The sequence below is a fragment of the Natrinema sp. 74 genome (genome assembly GCF_046097095.1).
Classification (GTDB): Archaea; Halobacteriota; Halobacteria; order Halobacteriales; family Natrialbaceae; genus Natrinema.
Map to the genome: position 1 here is coordinate 3,203,954 of NZ_CP175698.1, position 18,081 is coordinate 3,222,034.

Here is an 18,081-nt window from a genome sequence, read left to right on the forward strand (position 1 = left end):
GCGTTCCGCCGTCCGACACCCGCTTCGTCGTTCGACATCGTTCCGCCGTTCGATATCGTTCCGCCGTCCGAGGTCGATCCGCCGGTGGCGGTTCGAACGACCTGCAATCGTCCGATAGACGGCCCCGTCACCGTCGCCGCTCGTGGGACTCGTCGCCCGATCAGATGCTCGACTTCGAACGGCGAGAGCGACCGGTTCCGTCGCGACCGATCGCCTCACAGAGCCCGCGAGGCGAGCCGATCCACGCGCCGCGCTCCCGCGCTCGTTCGACGAGCCATCGATACAGCGATTGGAAGCCGGGAAACTCCCGTTCGTTGAAGTATCGGGGATGCCAGAGAACAGTCATGACGGCGCTGTGCTCCGCCGCTTCCGTGAGTATCCGTTCGCAGACGTCGCGAGCGGCCTCGATGTCTGTCCCCGGGTCCGGCAGCGCCTGCTCCATGATCGTCAGCGGGAAGACGAGGAAGTCGTCGTCGAAGGGCCGCAGGGGACGGTATCCGGCCTGAAACCCACACTCCGTGCTCGAGCCGAGCGTCGCGTCGTACTCGAGGCCGATCGCTCGGTGGTGTCGCCACGTGTCCGGGACGGAAAGCCGGAGATAGTGCTGTCGACCGCCGGCGACGGGCCGGCCGAGGACGTCCTCGAGTGCCGCCTTTTCTTCGCGCAACCGCTCTCGGTCGTCGGCGGAGTGATACGAGCCGTGAAGGCCGACCTCCCAGCCGCCGTCGTCGAGGGCGCAGACGACATCGACGATTTCGGACGCGGTGATATCGTACCGACCCAGGTGCTGGACCCAGTTCGACGGCGAGAGCCACTCGTCGATCGGCCGGTCGGCGAGCAGGTGCTGTTCGTTCAGGAAGTAAAACGCCGAGCGGACGTCTAACTCGTCCTCGAGCGCCATGATGTCTTCGAACTGCCAGTACGGGTTCGTCGACGAGAGCGCGGTCCGCAGGTGATACCCCGGCCGCTCTCGAGTCGCGTAGTAGAGCGATCGAAACCCCTTGTACGGCCGATCGACGTCGTGCGTCAGACAGAGCGCGAACGCCGCGTCTCCCGGGAGTGAGGACCGATCGCGCGGCACGTCAGCGACGTTCCAGTCCGACGAGGACGGGGCTGTGGATCGAGCGCGCCCGCCGTCCGCAACCGTCAAGCCGAGGCGGGGTCGGCGGTCAGTATCGCCGGTCATCTCAGTGTACGCGCTTCTCGAGGCGGTCGACGATACGTGCCGCCGCGTTCCCGTTCCCGTAGAGATCGGGCTTTACTGGCGGATCGGCAGCGTCCCGCACGGCGTCGACGATCGCGGCCGAGTCCGCGCCGACGAGGGTGTTCCAGCCGGCGTCGACCGTCTCGATCCACTCCGTCGTTTCGCGGAGCGTCACGCACGGCGTGTCGAGGTAGAACGCTTCCTTCTGGACCCCGCCGGAATCCGTCGCGACGCAGGTCGCGCCCTCGACGAGTCCGATGAACCGCCCGTAACTGACTGGATCGATGACGCGGATATCTTCCGTCGCTCGTTCCCAGAGCCCGTACTCTCGCAACGCCGCGACCGTGCGCGGATGCGCGGGGAAGACGACGGGAACGCGCACCCGCGAAAACGCGTCGACGATCGCTGCGAGTCGGTCCTGATCGTCCGTGTTCTTCGCGCGGTGGACCGTCGCGAGAACGTACTCGTCGGGGACGGTGTCCTCGGTGGCGTCGCGGTCCCGAATTCGGTCGCGAATCTGCAACAGCGTATCGTACATCACGTCGCCGGGGACGAACACGTCCTCCGAGATGCCCTCTTGCTCGAGGGTCTCCTTTGCGTGCGGGCCCGGTGCGAAGAGGAAGTCGGAGCAGTGATCGGTCAGCCGTCGGTTGATCTCTTCGGGCATCGACCGGTCGTAAGACCGCAACCCGGCTTCGACGTGGGCGAGCGACGCCGGCGATTTCGCCGCGACGAGCGCGGCCGCCAGCGTCGAATTGGTATCGCCGTAGACGAGAACGACGTCGGGGGACTCGTCGTCGACGATCCGTTCTAGCTTGCTCATCATTTCGGCTGTCTGTTGGGCGTGAGATCCAGATCCGACGCCAAGCTGAAATTCCGGCTCGGGGAGCGCGAGTTCCTCGAAAAACACGTCTGAGAGCTCGGGATCATAGTGTTGGCCGGTGTGGACGAGCGACTCGTCGTGCTCGGGTCGAAGTCGCTGTGAAACGGCGGCCGCCTTGACGAACTGCGGTCTCGCACCGACGACCGACAGGACGTTCATCGGCCGGACACCTCACTCGGCTGTTCGGCTCTGGGTCGGCCGGTCGTCGCTACTTCGCGTGAGTCGGTCGCGAATGCGAGTCGCTCGGTGGGAGCGATCGGGTCGCGACTCGTCTGTGCCGTGTACATAGTCACCGTGAACTATTTCGCCTGTGGAACAGGTACAGTGTTAGTAAATACTCCCGTAACGGAGTCTCAGGGGCGGAGACACGGATTCCATCGAAACGGCTGCGGGGAATCCGACGCGCGGAGCGGCGACCGGAACCTACGGCGGGCGAAATAGCTGATCGACGTGTCGTTTCGCCACGCGCCATCGCGTTCGCACTCGACGCAGTCGATCTCGTCCAGTGGACGCCCCGTCGCTACGAGAGAGCCGGGCGGACACGCCGGTATCGGGTCGATCGGAACGCTCGCGATCGGTCGAGGCGAACGCGCTCGAGCCGATGAGCGCGCTCGCACCGAGCGCTGCGCTCGCTATACCGAGTAGCACGTTATGTCTATTCATGATCTCTATCGTCAACTCCCATGCTCGAGAGCGCCACTGCGGTTCGGCTGTCGTCCGACCCACAGCGGCGGGCACCTCGGCATGTGTACGAAAAGAGCAGTTTACGCATCTCCGTAATTATACGCTGGATTATATGCGACGGGAGTAGACTACCGACGTGTAAGCACCCGTCTACAGTGACGGTAGCCATCGCCTACCGGGTAACCGGGGCGGCTCTCGGCTCGACAGCCCGCCGATCGGCGGACGGTGAGTCACTCCATATACCCGAGTCCTTTCAGCCGATCTTCGACGTCGTCGAAATTCTCGTCGACTTCCTCGCCGGCGTCGACCCGGGTCGCTGTCGAGCGCTCGACTTTCGTCTTCGCTGGCGGGGCCGCTTCGGCGAACGCATCGAACAGCACCCGACCGTCGGCGGTTTCCGGAACCGGTTCGCCGATTCCGTGGAGCAGTGTCGGTGCGATGTCGACGACGCGCGCACCGCGTACCGTCGCGTCGGCCGCGATCGACGGCCCCCGGCAGAGCATGATCCCCTCGCTGCGGTGGCTCGCGTCGTAGGTACCGGTGTCGCCGAGCACCTCGTCTGACACCGTGCTCCGCGATTCGTACGTCCCCCGACCACAGACCACCAGATCGGGTGCCTCGTCGTCCGTCGGAAACAGTTCGTCGCCGTCGAACACCTCGAGCAGCGCCTCGCCATCCGCGTCGGTCGCCGACTCGAGGACGGCTTTGATGTCGGCTTTCACCCGTGGGACCTCGTTCGGCGAGACGATGCCGCGGTCGAAGCGCTCGCTGTCGTTGATATAGCAGTTGCCAGTGTCGTGGACGAACGCGACGGTCTGGTCGAAGTCGACGTCGTAGAGGGCGTGATCGCCGGGGATCTGCTCGGCGACGGAGTCGACGAGCCGCCGGGGGAGCGACTGGACCAGCGTCTCCTCGGTGATCCCCACTCGGTTCAGCGCGCCCGTAATGGCGTCTCTGGAGATGCCGAGGCTCGCGAGCGCCCCGCGCGTACCCTCGTCGTCGCGCCGGACGAGGTAGCCGTCGTTCTCGAGGATGCGGTTGACGTAGACGAGGTTCTCGATCGGGCCGAAGCCGTGGTCGGAGACGACGTAGAGGTCGGCCGCGTGGTCGTCGGTGTACTCGATGACCTCGCCGACAATCTCGTCGAGGTTCTTGTAGTGGGCCAGCAGCTTGTCCGTGTCCCAGACGAGGTGCTGGAACCGGTCGGGCGCGGTGTAGACGAAGAAAAACAGCTGCCAGTCGTCGCCGGCGCGGTCCATCTGGAGCTCCATCAGCGCACGCCGCTTCGCCAGCATGTCGTCGACGGCGACCTGGAAGTCGTCGAGCCGGTCGGCGTATTCGGGATAGTCGAGACTGATTTCGTACTCGGGAATCCGCGCGTCGATTTCGTCTTGCAGGGCCGGCGGCTGCGTGAACTGCCGGTCGGTCGAGGGCGTCATCATCCCCGTAACCATGGTGCCGTCGATCTCTCGAGCCGGATACGTCATCGGGACGTTTCCGACGTGTGCCGGCCCGAGCAGGTCCCAGAGGGCCGGCTGTGCGAGGTCCCGGCTCGTGTACATCTCGTGGCTGTACTCGGACGACAGATTCTGGAACCCATAGAGGCCGTGTTTGTCCGGCCAGACGCCGGTGGCGATCGACGGCCACGCGAGCGGCGTCGTCGGCGGGCGGGTGCTGTCGAGTGGGCCCGATGCGCCCTCCTCACGCAGCCGAGCGAAATTCGGGAGGTCGCCCTCGTCGCTCCATTGCTCGATGAGTCTCCACGGCACGCCGTCGAGTCCGAGCACGAACGCTCGCTCGGACGGGGTTGTAGATCCGCTCATGATTACGTTTTGAGGCGTCGAAGACGCCTGCTACCCTGCCTGTTGACCGAGATTCGCTTTGTTATAGAGATGATTCAGCCATCAGTCGAACTGATATGTCCCTGTTCGGTCGTATTACCACGCTTCGTGCGCGACATACACCCGTAATTCGTGCATATCGGCCGTCCGCGCGGTGCTGAACGGATCTGGCCGCGGCAGGAAATTCATAACAAAGACTTCCGATCAAGACGGCCCCGGATATGGCACAGGTCCAAAGAAGGTGGTCGCTGTGGGCAGCGTAATCATCTCGCTCGATGCGGAACTCGGCTGGGGCTTTCACGATCTCTCGAATCCGCCGGCCGAACGGGTCACGTCGGGGCGCCGCGGCTGGTCTGTCATGCTCGACCTGCTGGACGAGTACGATATTCCGGCGACGTGGGCGGTCGTCGGCCATCTCATGCTTGAGACCTGCGACGGGAGACACGCCGACCATCCGGCACCGGACGGCTGGTTCGAACGCGAACGAACCGAGTGGGCGGACCGCGACGAGTTACGCTTCGGGCCCGACCTCGTGCAAGCGCTTCTCGAGTCGGACGTCGACCACGAGTTTGCTAGCCATTCCTTTTCGCACGTGCTCTTCGGTCAGTCCGAGACGGATCACGAACTCGCAGACGCCGAACTCGAACGCAGTATCGAAATCGCCGCTGACTGGAATCAGTCGGTCGACTCCTTCATCTATCCGCGCAACGACATCGGTCACCGCGACGTGCTGGCAGAGCGGGGGATCAAAGCGTACCGTAGCAGATCGCCGACTCGATACGGTGTTCGGTGTATGGTCGATCTGACGGTGCTCAATCGCTCGTTGCTCGTCGAACCGACGATCGACGAACACGGACTCGTCGATATCCCGGCCTCGCTGTTTCTCTTCGGATTCGAAGGGACTGCACGGACGTTCGCCGAGTCGGTCTGGGAGGATCCGATGGTCGCACTCGCCCGCTACGGCATCAACGAAGCGACGAAACGAGACGGGATCTTCCACATGTGGCTCCATCCGAACAACCTGACACACGAGCGAGACGACCACCGGATGCGGGCGATTCTCGCCTATCTCGCTCGGCGTCGCGCCGAGACGGATCTCACCGTCGAGACGATGGCCGACGTCGCGCATCGAGTCACCGGCGTCCCGAACGAAGACGGCGACCGACCGATAGTAAGTCAGTGATACTCCCGAGACCGGGCTATGCGCGACTCGCTGAATGAAACCACTACACGAGTCGCCCGAACGGATACGACGACGATAACAAAGCCCGCTGCCGGCCCGGTTTCGGGCAGATGGCACTGACGCTTCTCAATCGATGGACCGACTCGAGTGCGCTCTCGCTTGGCGTCCTCGGCGTCGGGAACATCGGCATGGTACACCTGAAGTCGGCGCTCGCGATGCCGGACGTCGAGGTCGTCGCGGCCGCGGACGCCGTCGCCGAGAACCGCGATCGGGCCGAACGCGCCGGCGTCTCCCGAACGTACGACGACTACGCGGCGCTACTCGAGTCCGAGGACCTCGACGCGGCAGTCGTCGCTCTCCCGCCGTTCCTCCACGCCGAAGCCGTCGAGCGAGCGGCCGCGGCCGGCGTCGACGTCTTCGTCGAGAAGCCGCTGGCCCGCTCGACCGAGGAGGCAGACGCGATGCTCGAGACCGCCCGCGAGGCCGGCATCGCCGTCGGCGTCGATCACACGCTGCGCTATCAGCCAGACATGATCGGCGTCAAGGAGGCCTACGACGAAGGCGGCGTCGGCCACGTCCCCTACGCCTCGATCACGCGGCTCAACGACGGGCCGCTCGGCCGGCCGCCGGCCCGGGAGGCCCCGCCGTCGTGGCCGCTCGATCCCGACGCGGCCGGGGGCGGCTCCCTGTTCGAACTCGGCGTTCACTGCTTCGATGTCCTCGAGTGGCTGTTCGGCGACCTCGAGGTTCGAGACGCTGCGACGGGTACCTCCCTCGAGACCGACGTCGAGGACGCCGCGACCGTGCTCATGGAGGCACCAGAGACGGAAACGACGGTCACGCTCCACTGTGGCTCCTACCAGTGGGAACAGCTGCCGGCGGTCAACACCCGGCTGCGCCTCGAGGGCGTGACGGGGACGATCAGCAACGAGGACCACTTGCCGGCGAACTTCTACGCCGACGCGGCGAAGTCGGCCCTCTCGAACGTCGCCAGCCGATTCACCCGCGATGAGCCCAACGTCTTCGGTCCGACGTTTTACCTGCAGGCCCACTACGACGCGCTGGCGGACTTCTGTGATGCGATTCGCACGGACGACCGGCCGCCGGTCGACGGCGCGGCCGGCCGACGGACGCTTGACCTCGCCGAGACGGCCTACGAACTGGCCGCGGCGGACGACGAAAGCGAGCTCGAGGCCCCGGAGGTGACGCTATGAGCGCGACGGACGACGCCACAGACGCGACGCGGGTCCGTGCGGTCGACGTCGACGCCGACCGCTGTGGCGGGTGGACGCCCGATACCGACACGCGCATGGCCGCACTCGAGGAGCCCGTTCGCGAACTTCTCGCACCCTCCCTCGAGTCGCTCGCCGCGGCCGACCGGATCACGCTGGTCCCTGACGCCCACTACCCGTTCCATCCCTCCGCCGGGACGGTGACCGATCCCGCCGTGATCGGGGCGCTCGTCGCCCAACTCGAGCGCGAGACCGACGCCGCCATCGCCATCGCCGGCGCGAGCGACGATCGGATGGCGTTCGACCGGACGGCCGGCTATCTCGGCTACGCGAGTCTGTGCGACCGATTCGATGCCGATCTCGTCGATCTGGCGACCGAATCGCGGACCGAGGCGGTCAACACGGTTGACGGCCATCCAGTCGCGCTTTCGATTCCAGACCGCCTCACCGACAGCACCGTGGTCGCCGTCCCGTCGCTGCGCCCCACCGAGGCCGGCCCGGTCGCGGGCGCGATGCGAACCCTCGCCGGACTCGTCGATCGCGATGGCGACCCCGATCGAACTCCCGTCGCGATGACGCGCACCGTCGCGCCCGAACTCGCCGTCCTCGACGCGACCACCGCCTACGACGGCGATCCGGTGGCGGCGAATACGCTCTTCGCCGGTGCGGTCCCCACCGTCGACGCCGTTGCGACCTTCCTGCTCGGCCGCTCGCCCGAAGCCGACGCGGCGCTCGAGGCGGTTCGCGGCCCCGAGGCCGAGCCGGTCACCGTCGAGGGAGACGTCGACTTCGATCGGCTTCGAGCGCGAATCGGCGACGGCGACTTGCCGCCGGCCGACGAGACCCATCCGGCCGTCACGACCGCCTACAGGGTCTACGCGGCGGTGGCCGGCGACGCCGTCCCGCCGCAACTCGAGGGCGATCGATGACCGAGACGCGCACCGCGGCGGTCACCGGCGCGACCGGCTTCCTCGGCAGCCGGCTCTGCGACCGCCTACTTGCGGACGACTGGGAGGTCCGCGGCCTCAGCCGACCGACCTCGGACCGGGGCGACCTCGAGGGCGTCGACTGGTACGTCGGCGATCTCTTCGCCGGCGAGACCCTGCGCGAACTCGTCGACGGAGCCGACGCCATCTTCCACCTCGCAGGGATCGGTCTCTGGAGCGCCGGCCCCGAAACGGTCTGGGACGTGAACCGCGACGGCACCGAACGCGTACTCGAGGCCTGCCGCGATGCCGACGTGGGACGGGTCGTCTTCACCAGCACATCGGGAACGCGCCGACCGCGGGGCAACGCGGCTTTCGCCGACGAGACGGACGTGGCAGAGCCGATCGGTGCCTACCAGGCCTCGAAAGCCGAGGCCGAGGACCTGGTCGACCGATACGCCGAGACCGATGGCGACGCCGTCACCGTCCACCCGACCTCGATCTTCGGTCCCGGCGACGAGGAGTTCACCGCTCAGTTGCTCGCGATGGGCGTCGAACCGACGATGCCCGCCCATCTCCCCGGTGGCCTGAGCATCGTCGGCCTCTCGGACGTCGTCGACGGGCTGCTGGCAGCCTACGAGCGCGGCGACACAGGAGCGCACTATATCCTCGGCGGCGAGAACCTCACGTACGACCGCGCGGTCTCGCGGATCGCCGACGCCGTCGACGGCTCGCCGGCGCGGATCCGCGTCCCCGCGACCGCGATTCGCGCCGCCGGCCCGGTCGCCGAGGTCGTCGACGCCGTCGCCGATCGCCGGCTGTTCCCCTTCGATCGGCAGATGGCCGACCTCGCGACCCAACGGCTGTTCTACACGTCGCGGAAGGCCAGCGAGGAGTTGGGATACGAATACCGGCCGCTCGAGGCCCACCTGCCCGAGACGATGGCGTGGTACCGGGAGGACGTACGGTAGTCGCCGATCGTCGGCGCTTCGATCCGTAACAGCGGTACTAGGGGCTCCTAATTCGGTCTCTCCGGTATCTCGAGCGTCGCACTCTCGCTACGGTCGTGGTGCGTCTCTACCGATACAGGGCGTTGAGTAACGAGTGGGAACGAGGAGCGCACAGAACGGTCAGCCATCGGCATCAGCGTCGGCATCGGCACCGTCAGCGTCTGCGTCAGCGTCAGAGCCATCCGTATCAGTGTCCCCGTCATCACTATCGGAGTCGCTGTCTCCGTCATCGCCGTCGGAATCGCTGTCTCCGTCATCGCTGTCGGAATCACTGTCCCCGTCGTCGCCGTCGGAGTCGCTATCGAAATCGTTGTCCGAACTCGTTCTCGAATCTGCCCGCATAGGCGGCGCTGTCGACCGGTCTGACGTCATCCCCGCGCCAGAGCCGATACTATAGAGGATGATAGGAGGACAAACGTACGCGGCAATCGCCAGTACCACAAAGAGTCGGTTGATGAAGATCAACAGTCCAAGTGCGGTGAGTGCTGCGGCTGAAACTGCGTGAACTGCGGTGTGAGTGTATTCCCGGTAATACTCCCACAGTCCGTGTAGCCACCGTGTCGTTGCTGATGCTGACCAGATTTCGGTTGCAGTCAGAGACATACGTACTAAGTTCGGGATGCATTACCAAGAACCCTCAGCTAACGCTTGTTGATAGGTTTCCTCTCTGTCCGTGGTGGCGATTTCGGGCTCCGTTCCGAACGAGAAAGCGGGCGACAGTCTCCTGTCAATCGAGCCGTGGTGATTCCCGTACGCGCCGTTTTGTCCAGCTGTCCTCGGTCTCGATTGCCTTCCCCGCCACCCGCTCGTAGACCGCGAGCATCCGTTCGGCCGTTCGGTCGATGCTCACCTCGCGGGCCGCCTCGCGGCCGTTCGATCGCTCGCCGCGCGTCAACACCTTGAGCAGCCCGCGGACGAGTTCCTCGTCGTTCGCGGCCACGACGGACGGATCGACGCCGGCGAGTCGCTCGTGAACGTCACCGACGTCGACGGCGACGACAGGGAGGGTACAGGCCAGCGCCTCCTTGACCGAATTCGGCGACCCCTCGCTGTGGGATGTCAACAGGAGAGCGTCGGCGGCGTTCATGTAGTCGGAGACGGCGTCGTGATCGACACCTGAGACCGTCCGCAGTCGGACCGGGCACTCGAGGAGGTTGTCGACGACCGTTGTGACGCGCTTGGCCCGGGGGTAGTTCTTCACGTCGCGGGCGGGGGAGTACGGAAACAGCACGTCGTACCCGTCACCGTCGTCCCAACCGACCCGGTTTCGGGCGCAGTCTTGCGGTTCCGGCCGGAACTTCGTTAAGTCGACGCCGTCGGGGATCACCGTACAGTCCCGGCCCAGCGACTCGCGCATCCTCTCTGACATGACCACCACTTCGTCACAGAACGGCGCTGACGCCCGGCTGACGGGGGCGACGGGGCCGTGAACGTCGGAACCCCACAGCGAAAGCACGACCGGCTTGCGAAGCTGTGCGAGGGCCATCGGCGCGGTCAGGCCGTACTGGGCGTGTATCAGGTCGTAGCCGTTCCCGGCCTCCCTGACGACCTCGGGGATCGTCCGCAGATAGTCCGTCGGCCCTCGGGAGATGTCGGCGTCGACCTCGCCCGCCACCGACACCGTCGTAAAGGAAACGCCGCGGTCCTCGAGCGCGGCCATCTGTTGGGTCATGAACGGAGCGTCGGCGTACGTCGTGACTGTGAGGACGTGCATCTCGAGTACGCAAGCGAACGGCCCGGGCGCGTTTTGTTATCCACTCGGTCCTGTGAGTTTTCTTCACGTACAGTTGACCGTCTCGGCCATATCCGGCGATTTTCGGCCGAAAGAGCCCGTAGCGATGGGATTACAAAGGGTTGACGGCGGGTAGCCGCGGGCGATGCGGATCCTCGTCTTGGCGAACACACCCGCACACGTCCACCTGTATCGAAACGCCGTCGACCGACTCGAGGCGGCGGGACACGACGTGCTCGTGCTCACCCGAGAGTACGCCTGTACGACTGACTTACTCGACTACTTCGACGTGCCCTACCGGGTCTACGGCCACCACGGAACGGAGCGGTTCTCGAGGCTCCGGCTCGCCCGCGAACTGGGCGGCCAGTTTCTCTCGATCGGGACGCAGGCGGTCCGGTTCGATCCCGACGTGGTCTTCGGTCGCGGTCCCTACGCGGCCGCTGCCGGAACGCTCACGCGGACGCCGGTCGTCCTCGTCTTAGACGACGAGCCGGGCGATTTCAACCACACCGTCTCGCGGCCCTTCGCCGACTGCATCATCTCGCCGGCGGTGACGCGTCGCGAGCTGGGCGACGATCACTACACCTTCGACGGCTTCAAAGAGTGCGCCTATCTCCACCCCGACGTTTTCGAGCCGAGAGACGACATCCGCGAGTTCCTCGATGTCGATCCGGACGAGCCGTACGTCCTCGTTCGGTTCAACGCCCTCGACGCCCTCCACGACGCCGACCTCGAGGGGTTCCGGCCCGAGCAGCGACGGGACGTAATCGAACGCCTGAGCGAGGCGGCGACGGTCTTCGTCTCCGACGAGGGCGGCGAGATGGACCTGCGCGAGCTCCCGGCGCGGCCCTACGATCTCCATCCCGCGCTGATCCACGACGCCATGGCCGAGGCCTCGCTGCTGGTCGCCGACACCGGGACGATGGCCACCGAGGCCGCGCTGCTCGGCACGCCCGCCTTCCGCTATCGCGGCACCGACGACCACGAGTACGGCGAGTTCAGAGCGCTCGAGCGCGCCGGCCTCGCCGAGCAGTTCGACGCCTACGAGGCGGTCCGCGACCGCTCGCTCGAGATCCTCACCGACGAGGGCACCGACGAACGGTGGCAGCGCCGGCGACGAGAGTACGTCGGCGACCTCGCGAACCTGACCGACCTCCTCGTCGACGTCGCTCGCTCCCGCGGGGCGGTTGAGCGACTCGACCGATCGACGAAACGAGCGCTGCAACCGCGGTCGCGGTCGATGTAGCCCGCGTCGGTCGCTGGCAACCGATCGCGGAGGGATAAAACATAATTAATAATGAGGTACTTGTAACGTTCACGAAATACTTATACCCATCTCCGGAAAAGGGTCGGTTAGCCCCGTTCTATGAGTCTCTCCACACTGCTCAGTGAACTGTTCACCGGATCCGAGTCCGAGTCGGGGACGGAATCCCCCGCGCCAGCGCCCGACCGCGGTGACGGTGCGCGGTCGGTCACGGTCCTCCACGAGTGTCGCGACTGCGGGACGAACGTCTCGGCCGATACGGTCCGATGTCCGGCCTGCGAAAGCGAGGATATCGTGACTTACTCGATCGACTGACGCGGCGATCGGTCGTCAGCCGCCGCGTCGCGACGGCGTTCGGGTTCGACGGCCTCGCGCTCGTCGCAGGGCACCTCGAGGTCCTCGTTCGCCTCGGCGTCGAGTCGGATCGCGGTTCCAAGCGAGAGCAGCCCCAGCAGTGTGGCGACGAACGAGGCGATTCCGCCGGTGAACGCCTCCTCTCCCCGCACCGCCCGGACCGCTGTGCCGACCAGTCCCAACGAGCCCCCGACCAGGCCCGCGGCCCCGACCCCGTAGTAGAGGACCGCCGGATTGAACGACCGAACCAGATATCGCGTCTTCAGCCGCCAGCAGAAGCTCTCGAGCAACAGGAGGGAGACGAACCGGACGAACGACGTGTATCTGATACTGCTCTCCTCGTCGCCGTAGACCGCCGTCATCGGCACGTCGGCGACCCGACAGCCCGCGACGTTGAGGTGGGTCAGGAGGTGGTTGAGAAAGCCGTACTGATTGGTGATTGCCGCGAGGTCGAGCCGTTCGATCGTCTCCCGCGAGATGGCGGTGTAGCCGTTTTGCGGGTCGCCGATCGACCAGTAGCCGGTGGCGAACTTCGAGAGCCCGGTGAGCATGGCGTTCCCGACGAACCGGAACGTCGACATCGCCGCGCGGTGGTCGGGACTGAGCAGTCGGTTCCCCTTGGCGTAGTCGGCCTCGCCCTCGACGACCGGATCGATGATCCGATCGAGGATCTCGGGGTCCATCTGACCGTCGCCGTTCATCACCGCGACGACGTCCATGCCGTCCTCGGCGGCGCGTCGGTAGCCGGTCTTGACCGCCGCACCGTAGCCCTGATTTTCCTCGTGGCGGATCGGGACGACCCGCCGGTCGCCGCCGTCGGCCACCGCGAGCGCCGATTCGGTTCCGTCGTCCGCCGCTTCGGCGTTGATTCGGTCGGCGACCCGGCGGATCACGTCCCAGCTATCGTCGGGAGACCGGTCGTCGACGGCGTAGATGCGGTCGACGAACGCCGGCACCGTCTCGATGACGCGGCCGACGAACGCCGACTCGTCGTAGGCCGTCACGACGACGGCGATCCGTTCGCCCTTATACATCCGCTCCTCCGTCGGTGGTCGCGTTTACGGTCTCCGGTCCGCCGCGGTCGCCACCCGCCTCGCCGTCGCGGTCGCCCCGCGGCGGCCGCCCGTCACTCGAGCCTGCGAGGTCGTACTCCCGGTGGGGCGTCCCCGCCAGATCGACCGCGTCGCGGCCGTCGACGACGACCATCGGCTCGAGGGCGGGCCACTCGATCGAGTCGAACGCCTCGTGTGGCGTGACGACCACGGCCGCGTCGAACGTCTCGTCGGCCAGGTCGTCGACTGCGACCGGCCGCGCGCCGTACTCGGCCGGGTCGACGAGCGGATCGACGCCCGCGACGGCCGCGTCCCGTTCGCGCAGTTCGTCGATGACGCCCAGCGCGGGCGAGGCGCGAGTCTCCTCGACGCCGGGGCGGTACGTGATTCCGAGGACGACGACCGATGCGTCAGCGAGGGCGGTCCCCTCGCGCTCAAGTTCGCCCTCGAGACGGTCGACGACGGCCGCGGGCATCTCGTCGTTGACCCGTCTGGCCGTCTCCGTAACGGCCATCGGCTCGTCGGTCCGCTCGAGCAGGAAGTGCGGGTAGTACGGGATGCAGTGGCCGCCGACACCGGGGCCCGGATCGTGGAGCTGGCACATCGGCAGGTCGTTGGCCGTCTCGATCGCCTCGCGGACCGAGACCTGGAACTCGTCGGCGAGCCGACCCAGTTCGTTCGCGAGCGCGATGTTTACGTCGCGGTAGATCCCCTCGAACACCTTGACCGCCTCCGCGGTCGTCGCGTCCGAGACGGGATGGACTTCGTTGCTCGAGAGTTCGTCGTACACGATCTCGGCGGCCCGGGTGCTCTCGTCGTCGACGCCGCCGACGACCTTCGGATAGTGGCCTCGAATGTCTCGCAACGCCGTTCCCGACGAGGTCCGCTCCGGGCAGAACGCGAGCCCGAACTCGTCGGGCGCGAGGCCGCTCTCGCTCGCGAGGTGTGGTCGCAACACGTCGCGGCAGGTCCCCGGCGGCAGCGTCGACTCGGCGATCACCAGGTCGCCGGGAGCCAGCCCGGCCGCGATGTCGTCGGCGACCGACTCGACGGTCGTCAGATCCGGCTCGTTCTCGTCGTCTAGCAGCGTCGGGACGATGATCACATGGATCCGCGCTGCGTCGGCCGCCGCCGGCCCGTCGGTCGTCGCCGCGAGCCGGCCGGCGTCGACCTGTTCGGCGACGAGGTCCGTGAGGCCGGGCTCGCCGACGACGTGGCTCTCGCCCTCTTCGATCGTCTCGACGACGCCCGGATCGACGTCGACGCCGGTCACGTTCCCCGTCGTCTCGGCGTAGACCGCCGCGAGCGGGAGCCCCATCTTGCCGAGCCCGTAGACCGCGACCGGCAGCTCGCCCGCGGTCAGGCGCTCGCGCTGCCGGTCGGAAGCGAGGGTCGAGCCGTAGAGCCCCGCTGAATCCGTCTCGCGGTCCTCGCTCGAGGCCGCCGACATCAGGCCTCCACCTCCCGTTCCGCGGCGTCGTCGTCGGCCCCGTCGTCTTGCTGATCCGGTGGCCCCGACGCGAGCCGGTCGATCAACTGCACCGTCTCGAGGGCCCGGATCCCGTCTTCGGCGGTGACCTCCGGCTCTGCGCCGGTGCGAGCGGCCTCGACGAACGACGCGAGCTCGTTGCGCAGCGGCTCGCCCGTGTCGACGCGCGGGCGCTCGACGACGCTCTCGTGGCGGTAGCGCGACTGGCCGTCGTCGGTGAGATACTCGGGGTAGGAATCGCGGTGGATCAGCACCGACTGCTCCAGATAGTCGACCTCGACGAGACACTCGCGGGCGGTGACGGTGAGCTTGCGCACCTTCTTTTGGGTGACGCGGCTCGCGGTCACCGTCGCGACGACGTCGTCGTACTCGATCGTCGCGGTGGCGTACTGGCCGTTTTCGGTCCCGGTCGCGGCGATCGATCGAGGAGACTCGCCGAGTATTGACCCGACGACGTCGACGTCGTGGACCATCAGATCGAAGACGACGTTGCCGGGTGCCATCCGGTCGATCGGCGGGCCGAGCCGTTCGGCCTCGACGCCGATCACGTCCAGTTCGTCGATCACCTCCGCGACCGTCTGTACCGCGGGGTTGAACCGCTCGATGTGACCGACCTGTAAGACGAGCCCCTCCGCGCGGGCCTGATCGGCCAACTGTTCGCCCTGCGCGACCGTCTCGGCGATCGGCTTCTCGACCAGGACGTGGACGCCTGCCTCGAGACAGGTCGACACCGTCTCGTAGTGGGCGTGGGTCGGGACGGCCACCGTCACGGCGTCACAGCGCTCAAGCAGCGTCTCGAGGGCGACCGGTTCGGTGTCGTACTCGGCGGCGACTCGCGAGGCGACCTCGTCGTCGCGGTCGGTGACGCCGACGAGGTCGACGCCGGGCAGTTCGGCGTAGACCCGCGCGTGGTTTTCCCCCATGGAGCCGACGCCGATGACGCCGGCCCGCAGCTGTTCGTCGGTCGTCTCGTCCGTCGTGGTGTCCGTGGTCATTGGCTGGTGAAGTGGTCTCGAACCGCTCGGACGACGGCTCGTCGGTCGCGCTCCGTGAGCCCCGGATGGACGGGCAGGGAGAGGACTTCGTCGGCCGCTCGCTCGGCTCGCGGGAGCCGTGCCGCGGCCGTGCTAACCGTCTCGTAGGCCGGCTGGCGGTGAATCGGCGTGTCGTAGTAGATCCCGGTTCCGACCTCGCGCTCGGCGAGAGTCGCCTGGAGGCCGTCCCGATCGTCAGTCCGGATCGTGTACTGGTGGTAGACGTGTCTGGAGCCGGTTGGATCCGCCGGCGTCTCGAGTGGCAACTCCGCGAGCCGCTCGTCGTAGAACGCGGCGTTCTCCCGGCGCGTGCGGTTAAACGCGGGCAAGCGCTCGAGTTGGGCGCGGCCGATGGCCGCTTCGATGCTCGTCATCCGGTAGTTGTGCCCGAGATCGGCGTGATCGTAGCCGCCGGTCCCGTCGGCGTCGCGACCGTGGTTGACGTAGCCCGCGGCGCGGTCGGCGACGTCCTCGCGGTCGGTGACGACGATGCCACCTTCGCCGGTGGTCATGTTCTTCGTCGGATAGAACGAGAAGCAGGCCGCGTCGCCGAAGCCGCCGACTCGCTCCCCGTCGATCCTCGCGCCGTGAGCCTGACAGGCGTCTTCGACGACGAACAGGTCGTGTTCGTCGGCGAGCGCACACAGCGCCGGCATGTCCGCGGGCAGGCCGTAGAGGTGAACCGGGAGGAGTCCGACGATGTCGTCGCGCTCCGCGAGGACCCGCTCTACGTCGGCCGGGTCCAGCGTGTAAGTCGCAGGGTCGATGTCCGCGAAAACCGGTGTCCCGCCGGCCAGTCGGATCGCGTTCGCGCTCGCGACGAACGAAAACGGCGAGGTGATCACCGCGTCGCCGTCCTCGAGGCCGACCGCCTCGAGCGCGGCGTGGAGTGCGGTCGTCCCGTTGGCCGTCGCGACCGCCTCGTCGGTGCCACAGTAGGCCGCGAATTCGTCCTCGAAGGCTCTGACTTCGGGTCCGTCTGCGAGCCGGCCGTCCTCGAGGATCGATTCGACGCGTTCGACGACGTCGGCGCTGAGTTCGGGGTCGGCGATGGGAATCGGCCCCGTCGCGTCCGCGTCGGGGTCCGTGTCGGCTGTCGCGGTCTCGGTCCCCGTCCCGCCGTCCGCGCTCGGTTCCGTTCCACCGTCGGTCTCGGGGTCTCGTCCGGCGTCCGTCATGCGAGTTGGTTCTCCCCCTCCAACGGATCCGGGAGCGGCTGGACGGTCGCGGGCGTACCGACGGCCAGACTGTCCGCCGGGACGTCGTCGGTGACGACGGCACCGGCGGCGACGAACGCGTTCTCGCCGATCGTCACACCCGGCAGTAGCGTCGCGTTCGCGCCGACCGACGCGCCGTCCTCGATCGTCGGTCCCTCGAGTCCGTCGTCGGTCCGAATCGGATACTCGTCGTTGGTCAGAACGGCACTCGGACCCACGAAGACGTTGTCCCCGATCGTCGTCTGGGTCGGCACGTAGACGTTCGTCTGGAGGCTGACGTGGGAACCGATCGCCGTCTGGCCGTCGATGACCGTCTTGGTCCCGACGAGCACGTCATCGCCGATCGTTGTCCCTTCGCGGACCAACACGTCGTGGCCCGTCGCGAAGTCGTCACCGATCGTCACGTCGCCGTAGACGATCGACCCGGCCCTGATCGTCGCGTCGTCGCCGATTCTAGTCGGCTCGTCGAACGCGCCGTATCCGAGCGTAGCGTCGTCGTCGACCGTACAGCCGTCACCCCGGACGACTTCCCGCACCGCTTCGCTCATCGCGGTTCACCTCCGCCGCGGTCGCTCCGCTCCGTCCTCGAGCGAACGCGACGCTGGTGAGCCGTAGCTCGCGTTTGAACCCCTGAATGCCGCCGTAGTCGGTCGCGTATTCGTTTCATAGTGTGAATCGATACCCGCGTGGGCAGTCGTGCAGATACAGCCGGTAACGAGGCTTTGTTATCCCCGCCTTGAGAGATCCGTAGTCCCGAACTACAGAATCGCCGAGACCGAGCGGCTCCGACTGCCGCGAACGGCCCCCTCGGGGATATCTCCGTGCGATCAATCTATTGGCTCCGCTGAAACGTCGAATTCGGCGTCTATCACGCGTCCGAACAGGTATAACGCCCTTTCGGATGGGTAGCCGAGCGATAGTAAAGGGCCACAGGCTGGCATTCGGTGCTGTGAGGTATCCGACCACACCCGGCAGA

At 66.8% G+C, this 18,081-nt stretch carries 16 protein-coding genes; 6 read left to right on the forward strand and 10 right to left on the reverse strand.

What is annotated here, in order from left to right; genetic code table 11:
* Positions 1 to 160: 160 nt before the first annotated feature.
* From ACJ70B_RS15930 to ACJ70B_RS15940, 3 genes are all read right to left on the reverse strand, one after another.
* Positions 161 to 1,186 carry a polysaccharide deacetylase family protein gene (locus ACJ70B_RS15930; RefSeq protein WP_408957973.1) on the reverse strand — a complete coding sequence of 342 codons (1,026 nt, stop codon included), beginning with the start codon at positions 1,184 to 1,186 and terminating at the stop codon, positions 161 to 163.
* Between the two features lies 1 nt (position 1,187).
* Positions 1,188 to 2,246, reverse strand: a complete 1,059-nt coding sequence (wecB, locus tag ACJ70B_RS15935) for a non-hydrolyzing UDP-N-acetylglucosamine 2-epimerase (RefSeq protein WP_408957974.1) — start codon at positions 2,244 to 2,246, stop codon at positions 1,188 to 1,190.
* Positions 2,247 to 3,001: 755 nt separating this feature from the next.
* Positions 3,002 to 4,594, reverse strand: coding sequence for an alkaline phosphatase family protein (locus ACJ70B_RS15940; protein WP_408957975.1), 1,593 nt, complete (start codon positions 4,592 to 4,594; stop codon positions 3,002 to 3,004).
* Between the two features lie 268 nt (positions 4,595 to 4,862).
* Here ACJ70B_RS15940 and ACJ70B_RS15945 point away from each other — a divergent pair, with 268 nt between their 5' ends.
* The 4 genes from ACJ70B_RS15945 to ACJ70B_RS15960 all read left to right on the forward strand — a co-directional run bounded on the left by ACJ70B_RS15945 (position 4,863) and on the right by ACJ70B_RS15960 (position 8,924).
* The gene (locus ACJ70B_RS15945) at positions 4,863 to 5,795 is read left to right on the forward strand and encodes a polysaccharide deacetylase family protein (RefSeq protein ID WP_408957976.1); all 933 of its coding nucleotides are present in this window, start codon (positions 4,863 to 4,865) and stop codon (positions 5,793 to 5,795) included.
* A 110-nt stretch (positions 5,796 to 5,905) separates the two neighbouring features.
* Positions 5,906 to 7,009 (forward strand): Gfo/Idh/MocA family protein, encoded by a 1,104-nt coding sequence (locus tag ACJ70B_RS15950; protein ID WP_408957977.1) that lies wholly within the window; start codon positions 5,906 to 5,908, stop codon positions 7,007 to 7,009.
* Positions 7,006 to 7,956 carry a DUF362 domain-containing protein gene (locus ACJ70B_RS15955; protein ID WP_408957978.1) on the forward strand — a complete coding sequence of 317 codons (951 nt, stop codon included), beginning with the start codon at positions 7,006 to 7,008 and terminating at the stop codon, positions 7,954 to 7,956. Before ACJ70B_RS15950 ends, ACJ70B_RS15955 begins: the two co-directional genes overlap by 4 nt.
* Positions 7,953 to 8,924, forward strand: a complete 972-nt coding sequence (locus ACJ70B_RS15960; RefSeq protein ID WP_408957979.1) for an NAD-dependent epimerase/dehydratase family protein — start codon at positions 7,953 to 7,955, stop codon at positions 8,922 to 8,924. Before ACJ70B_RS15955 ends, ACJ70B_RS15960 begins: the two co-directional genes overlap by 4 nt.
* A gap of 159 nt (positions 8,925 to 9,083) precedes the next feature.
* Here the strand turns inward: ACJ70B_RS15960 and ACJ70B_RS15965 are convergent, their stop codons facing one another.
* Both ACJ70B_RS15965 and ACJ70B_RS15970 read right to left on the reverse strand, forming a co-directional pair.
* Positions 9,084 to 9,305 (reverse strand): hypothetical protein, encoded by a 222-nt coding sequence (locus tag ACJ70B_RS15965; RefSeq protein WP_408957980.1) that lies wholly within the window; start codon positions 9,303 to 9,305, stop codon positions 9,084 to 9,086.
* 385 nt (positions 9,306 to 9,690) lie between these two features.
* Positions 9,691 to 10,677, reverse strand: a complete 987-nt coding sequence (locus ACJ70B_RS15970) for a glycosyltransferase (protein ID WP_408957981.1) — start codon at positions 10,675 to 10,677, stop codon at positions 9,691 to 9,693.
* A 163-nt stretch (positions 10,678 to 10,840) separates the two neighbouring features.
* Here ACJ70B_RS15970 and ACJ70B_RS15975 point away from each other — a divergent pair, with 163 nt between their 5' ends.
* Both ACJ70B_RS15975 and ACJ70B_RS15980 read left to right on the forward strand, forming a co-directional pair.
* Entirely contained in the window at positions 10,841 to 11,941 is a 1,101-nt protein-coding gene (locus tag ACJ70B_RS15975) for a DUF354 domain-containing protein (RefSeq protein WP_408957982.1), read from the forward strand.
* A 120-nt stretch (positions 11,942 to 12,061) separates the two neighbouring features.
* On the forward strand, positions 12,062 to 12,274 hold the full coding sequence (locus tag ACJ70B_RS15980) for a hypothetical protein (RefSeq protein ID WP_408957983.1): 213 nt from the start codon (positions 12,062 to 12,064) through the stop codon (positions 12,272 to 12,274).
* Here ACJ70B_RS15980 and ACJ70B_RS15985 read toward each other — a convergent pair.
* Genes ACJ70B_RS15985 through ACJ70B_RS16005 form a run of 5 tightly spaced genes read right to left on the reverse strand, consistent with a single transcriptional unit; the run spans position 12,259 to position 17,653 of the window.
* Positions 12,259 to 13,347, reverse strand: a complete 1,089-nt coding sequence (locus ACJ70B_RS15985) for a glycosyltransferase family 2 protein (RefSeq protein WP_408957984.1) — start codon at positions 13,345 to 13,347, stop codon at positions 12,259 to 12,261. The two genes, ACJ70B_RS15980 and ACJ70B_RS15985, sit on opposite strands and share 16 nt — an antisense overlap.
* Positions 13,340 to 14,815 (reverse strand): nucleotide sugar dehydrogenase, encoded by a 1,476-nt coding sequence (locus ACJ70B_RS15990; RefSeq protein WP_408957985.1) that lies wholly within the window; start codon positions 14,813 to 14,815, stop codon positions 13,340 to 13,342. Before ACJ70B_RS15990 ends, ACJ70B_RS15985 begins: the two co-directional genes overlap by 8 nt.
* Positions 14,815 to 15,849, reverse strand: a complete 1,035-nt coding sequence (locus ACJ70B_RS15995) for a Gfo/Idh/MocA family oxidoreductase (protein WP_408957986.1) — start codon at positions 15,847 to 15,849, stop codon at positions 14,815 to 14,817. The genes ACJ70B_RS15990 and ACJ70B_RS15995 overlap by 1 nt, the downstream gene beginning before the upstream one ends.
* Positions 15,846 to 17,066 (reverse strand): DegT/DnrJ/EryC1/StrS family aminotransferase, encoded by a 1,221-nt coding sequence (locus tag ACJ70B_RS16000; RefSeq protein ID WP_408957987.1) that lies wholly within the window; start codon positions 17,064 to 17,066, stop codon positions 15,846 to 15,848. The genes ACJ70B_RS15995 and ACJ70B_RS16000 overlap by 4 nt, the downstream gene beginning before the upstream one ends.
* A complete protein-coding gene (locus tag ACJ70B_RS16005) occupies positions 17,063 to 17,653 on the reverse strand; it encodes a DapH/DapD/GlmU-related protein (RefSeq protein ID WP_408957988.1) in 591 nt (196 codons plus the stop codon). Before ACJ70B_RS16005 ends, ACJ70B_RS16000 begins: the two co-directional genes overlap by 4 nt.
* Positions 17,654 to 18,081: the final 428 nt, after the last annotated feature.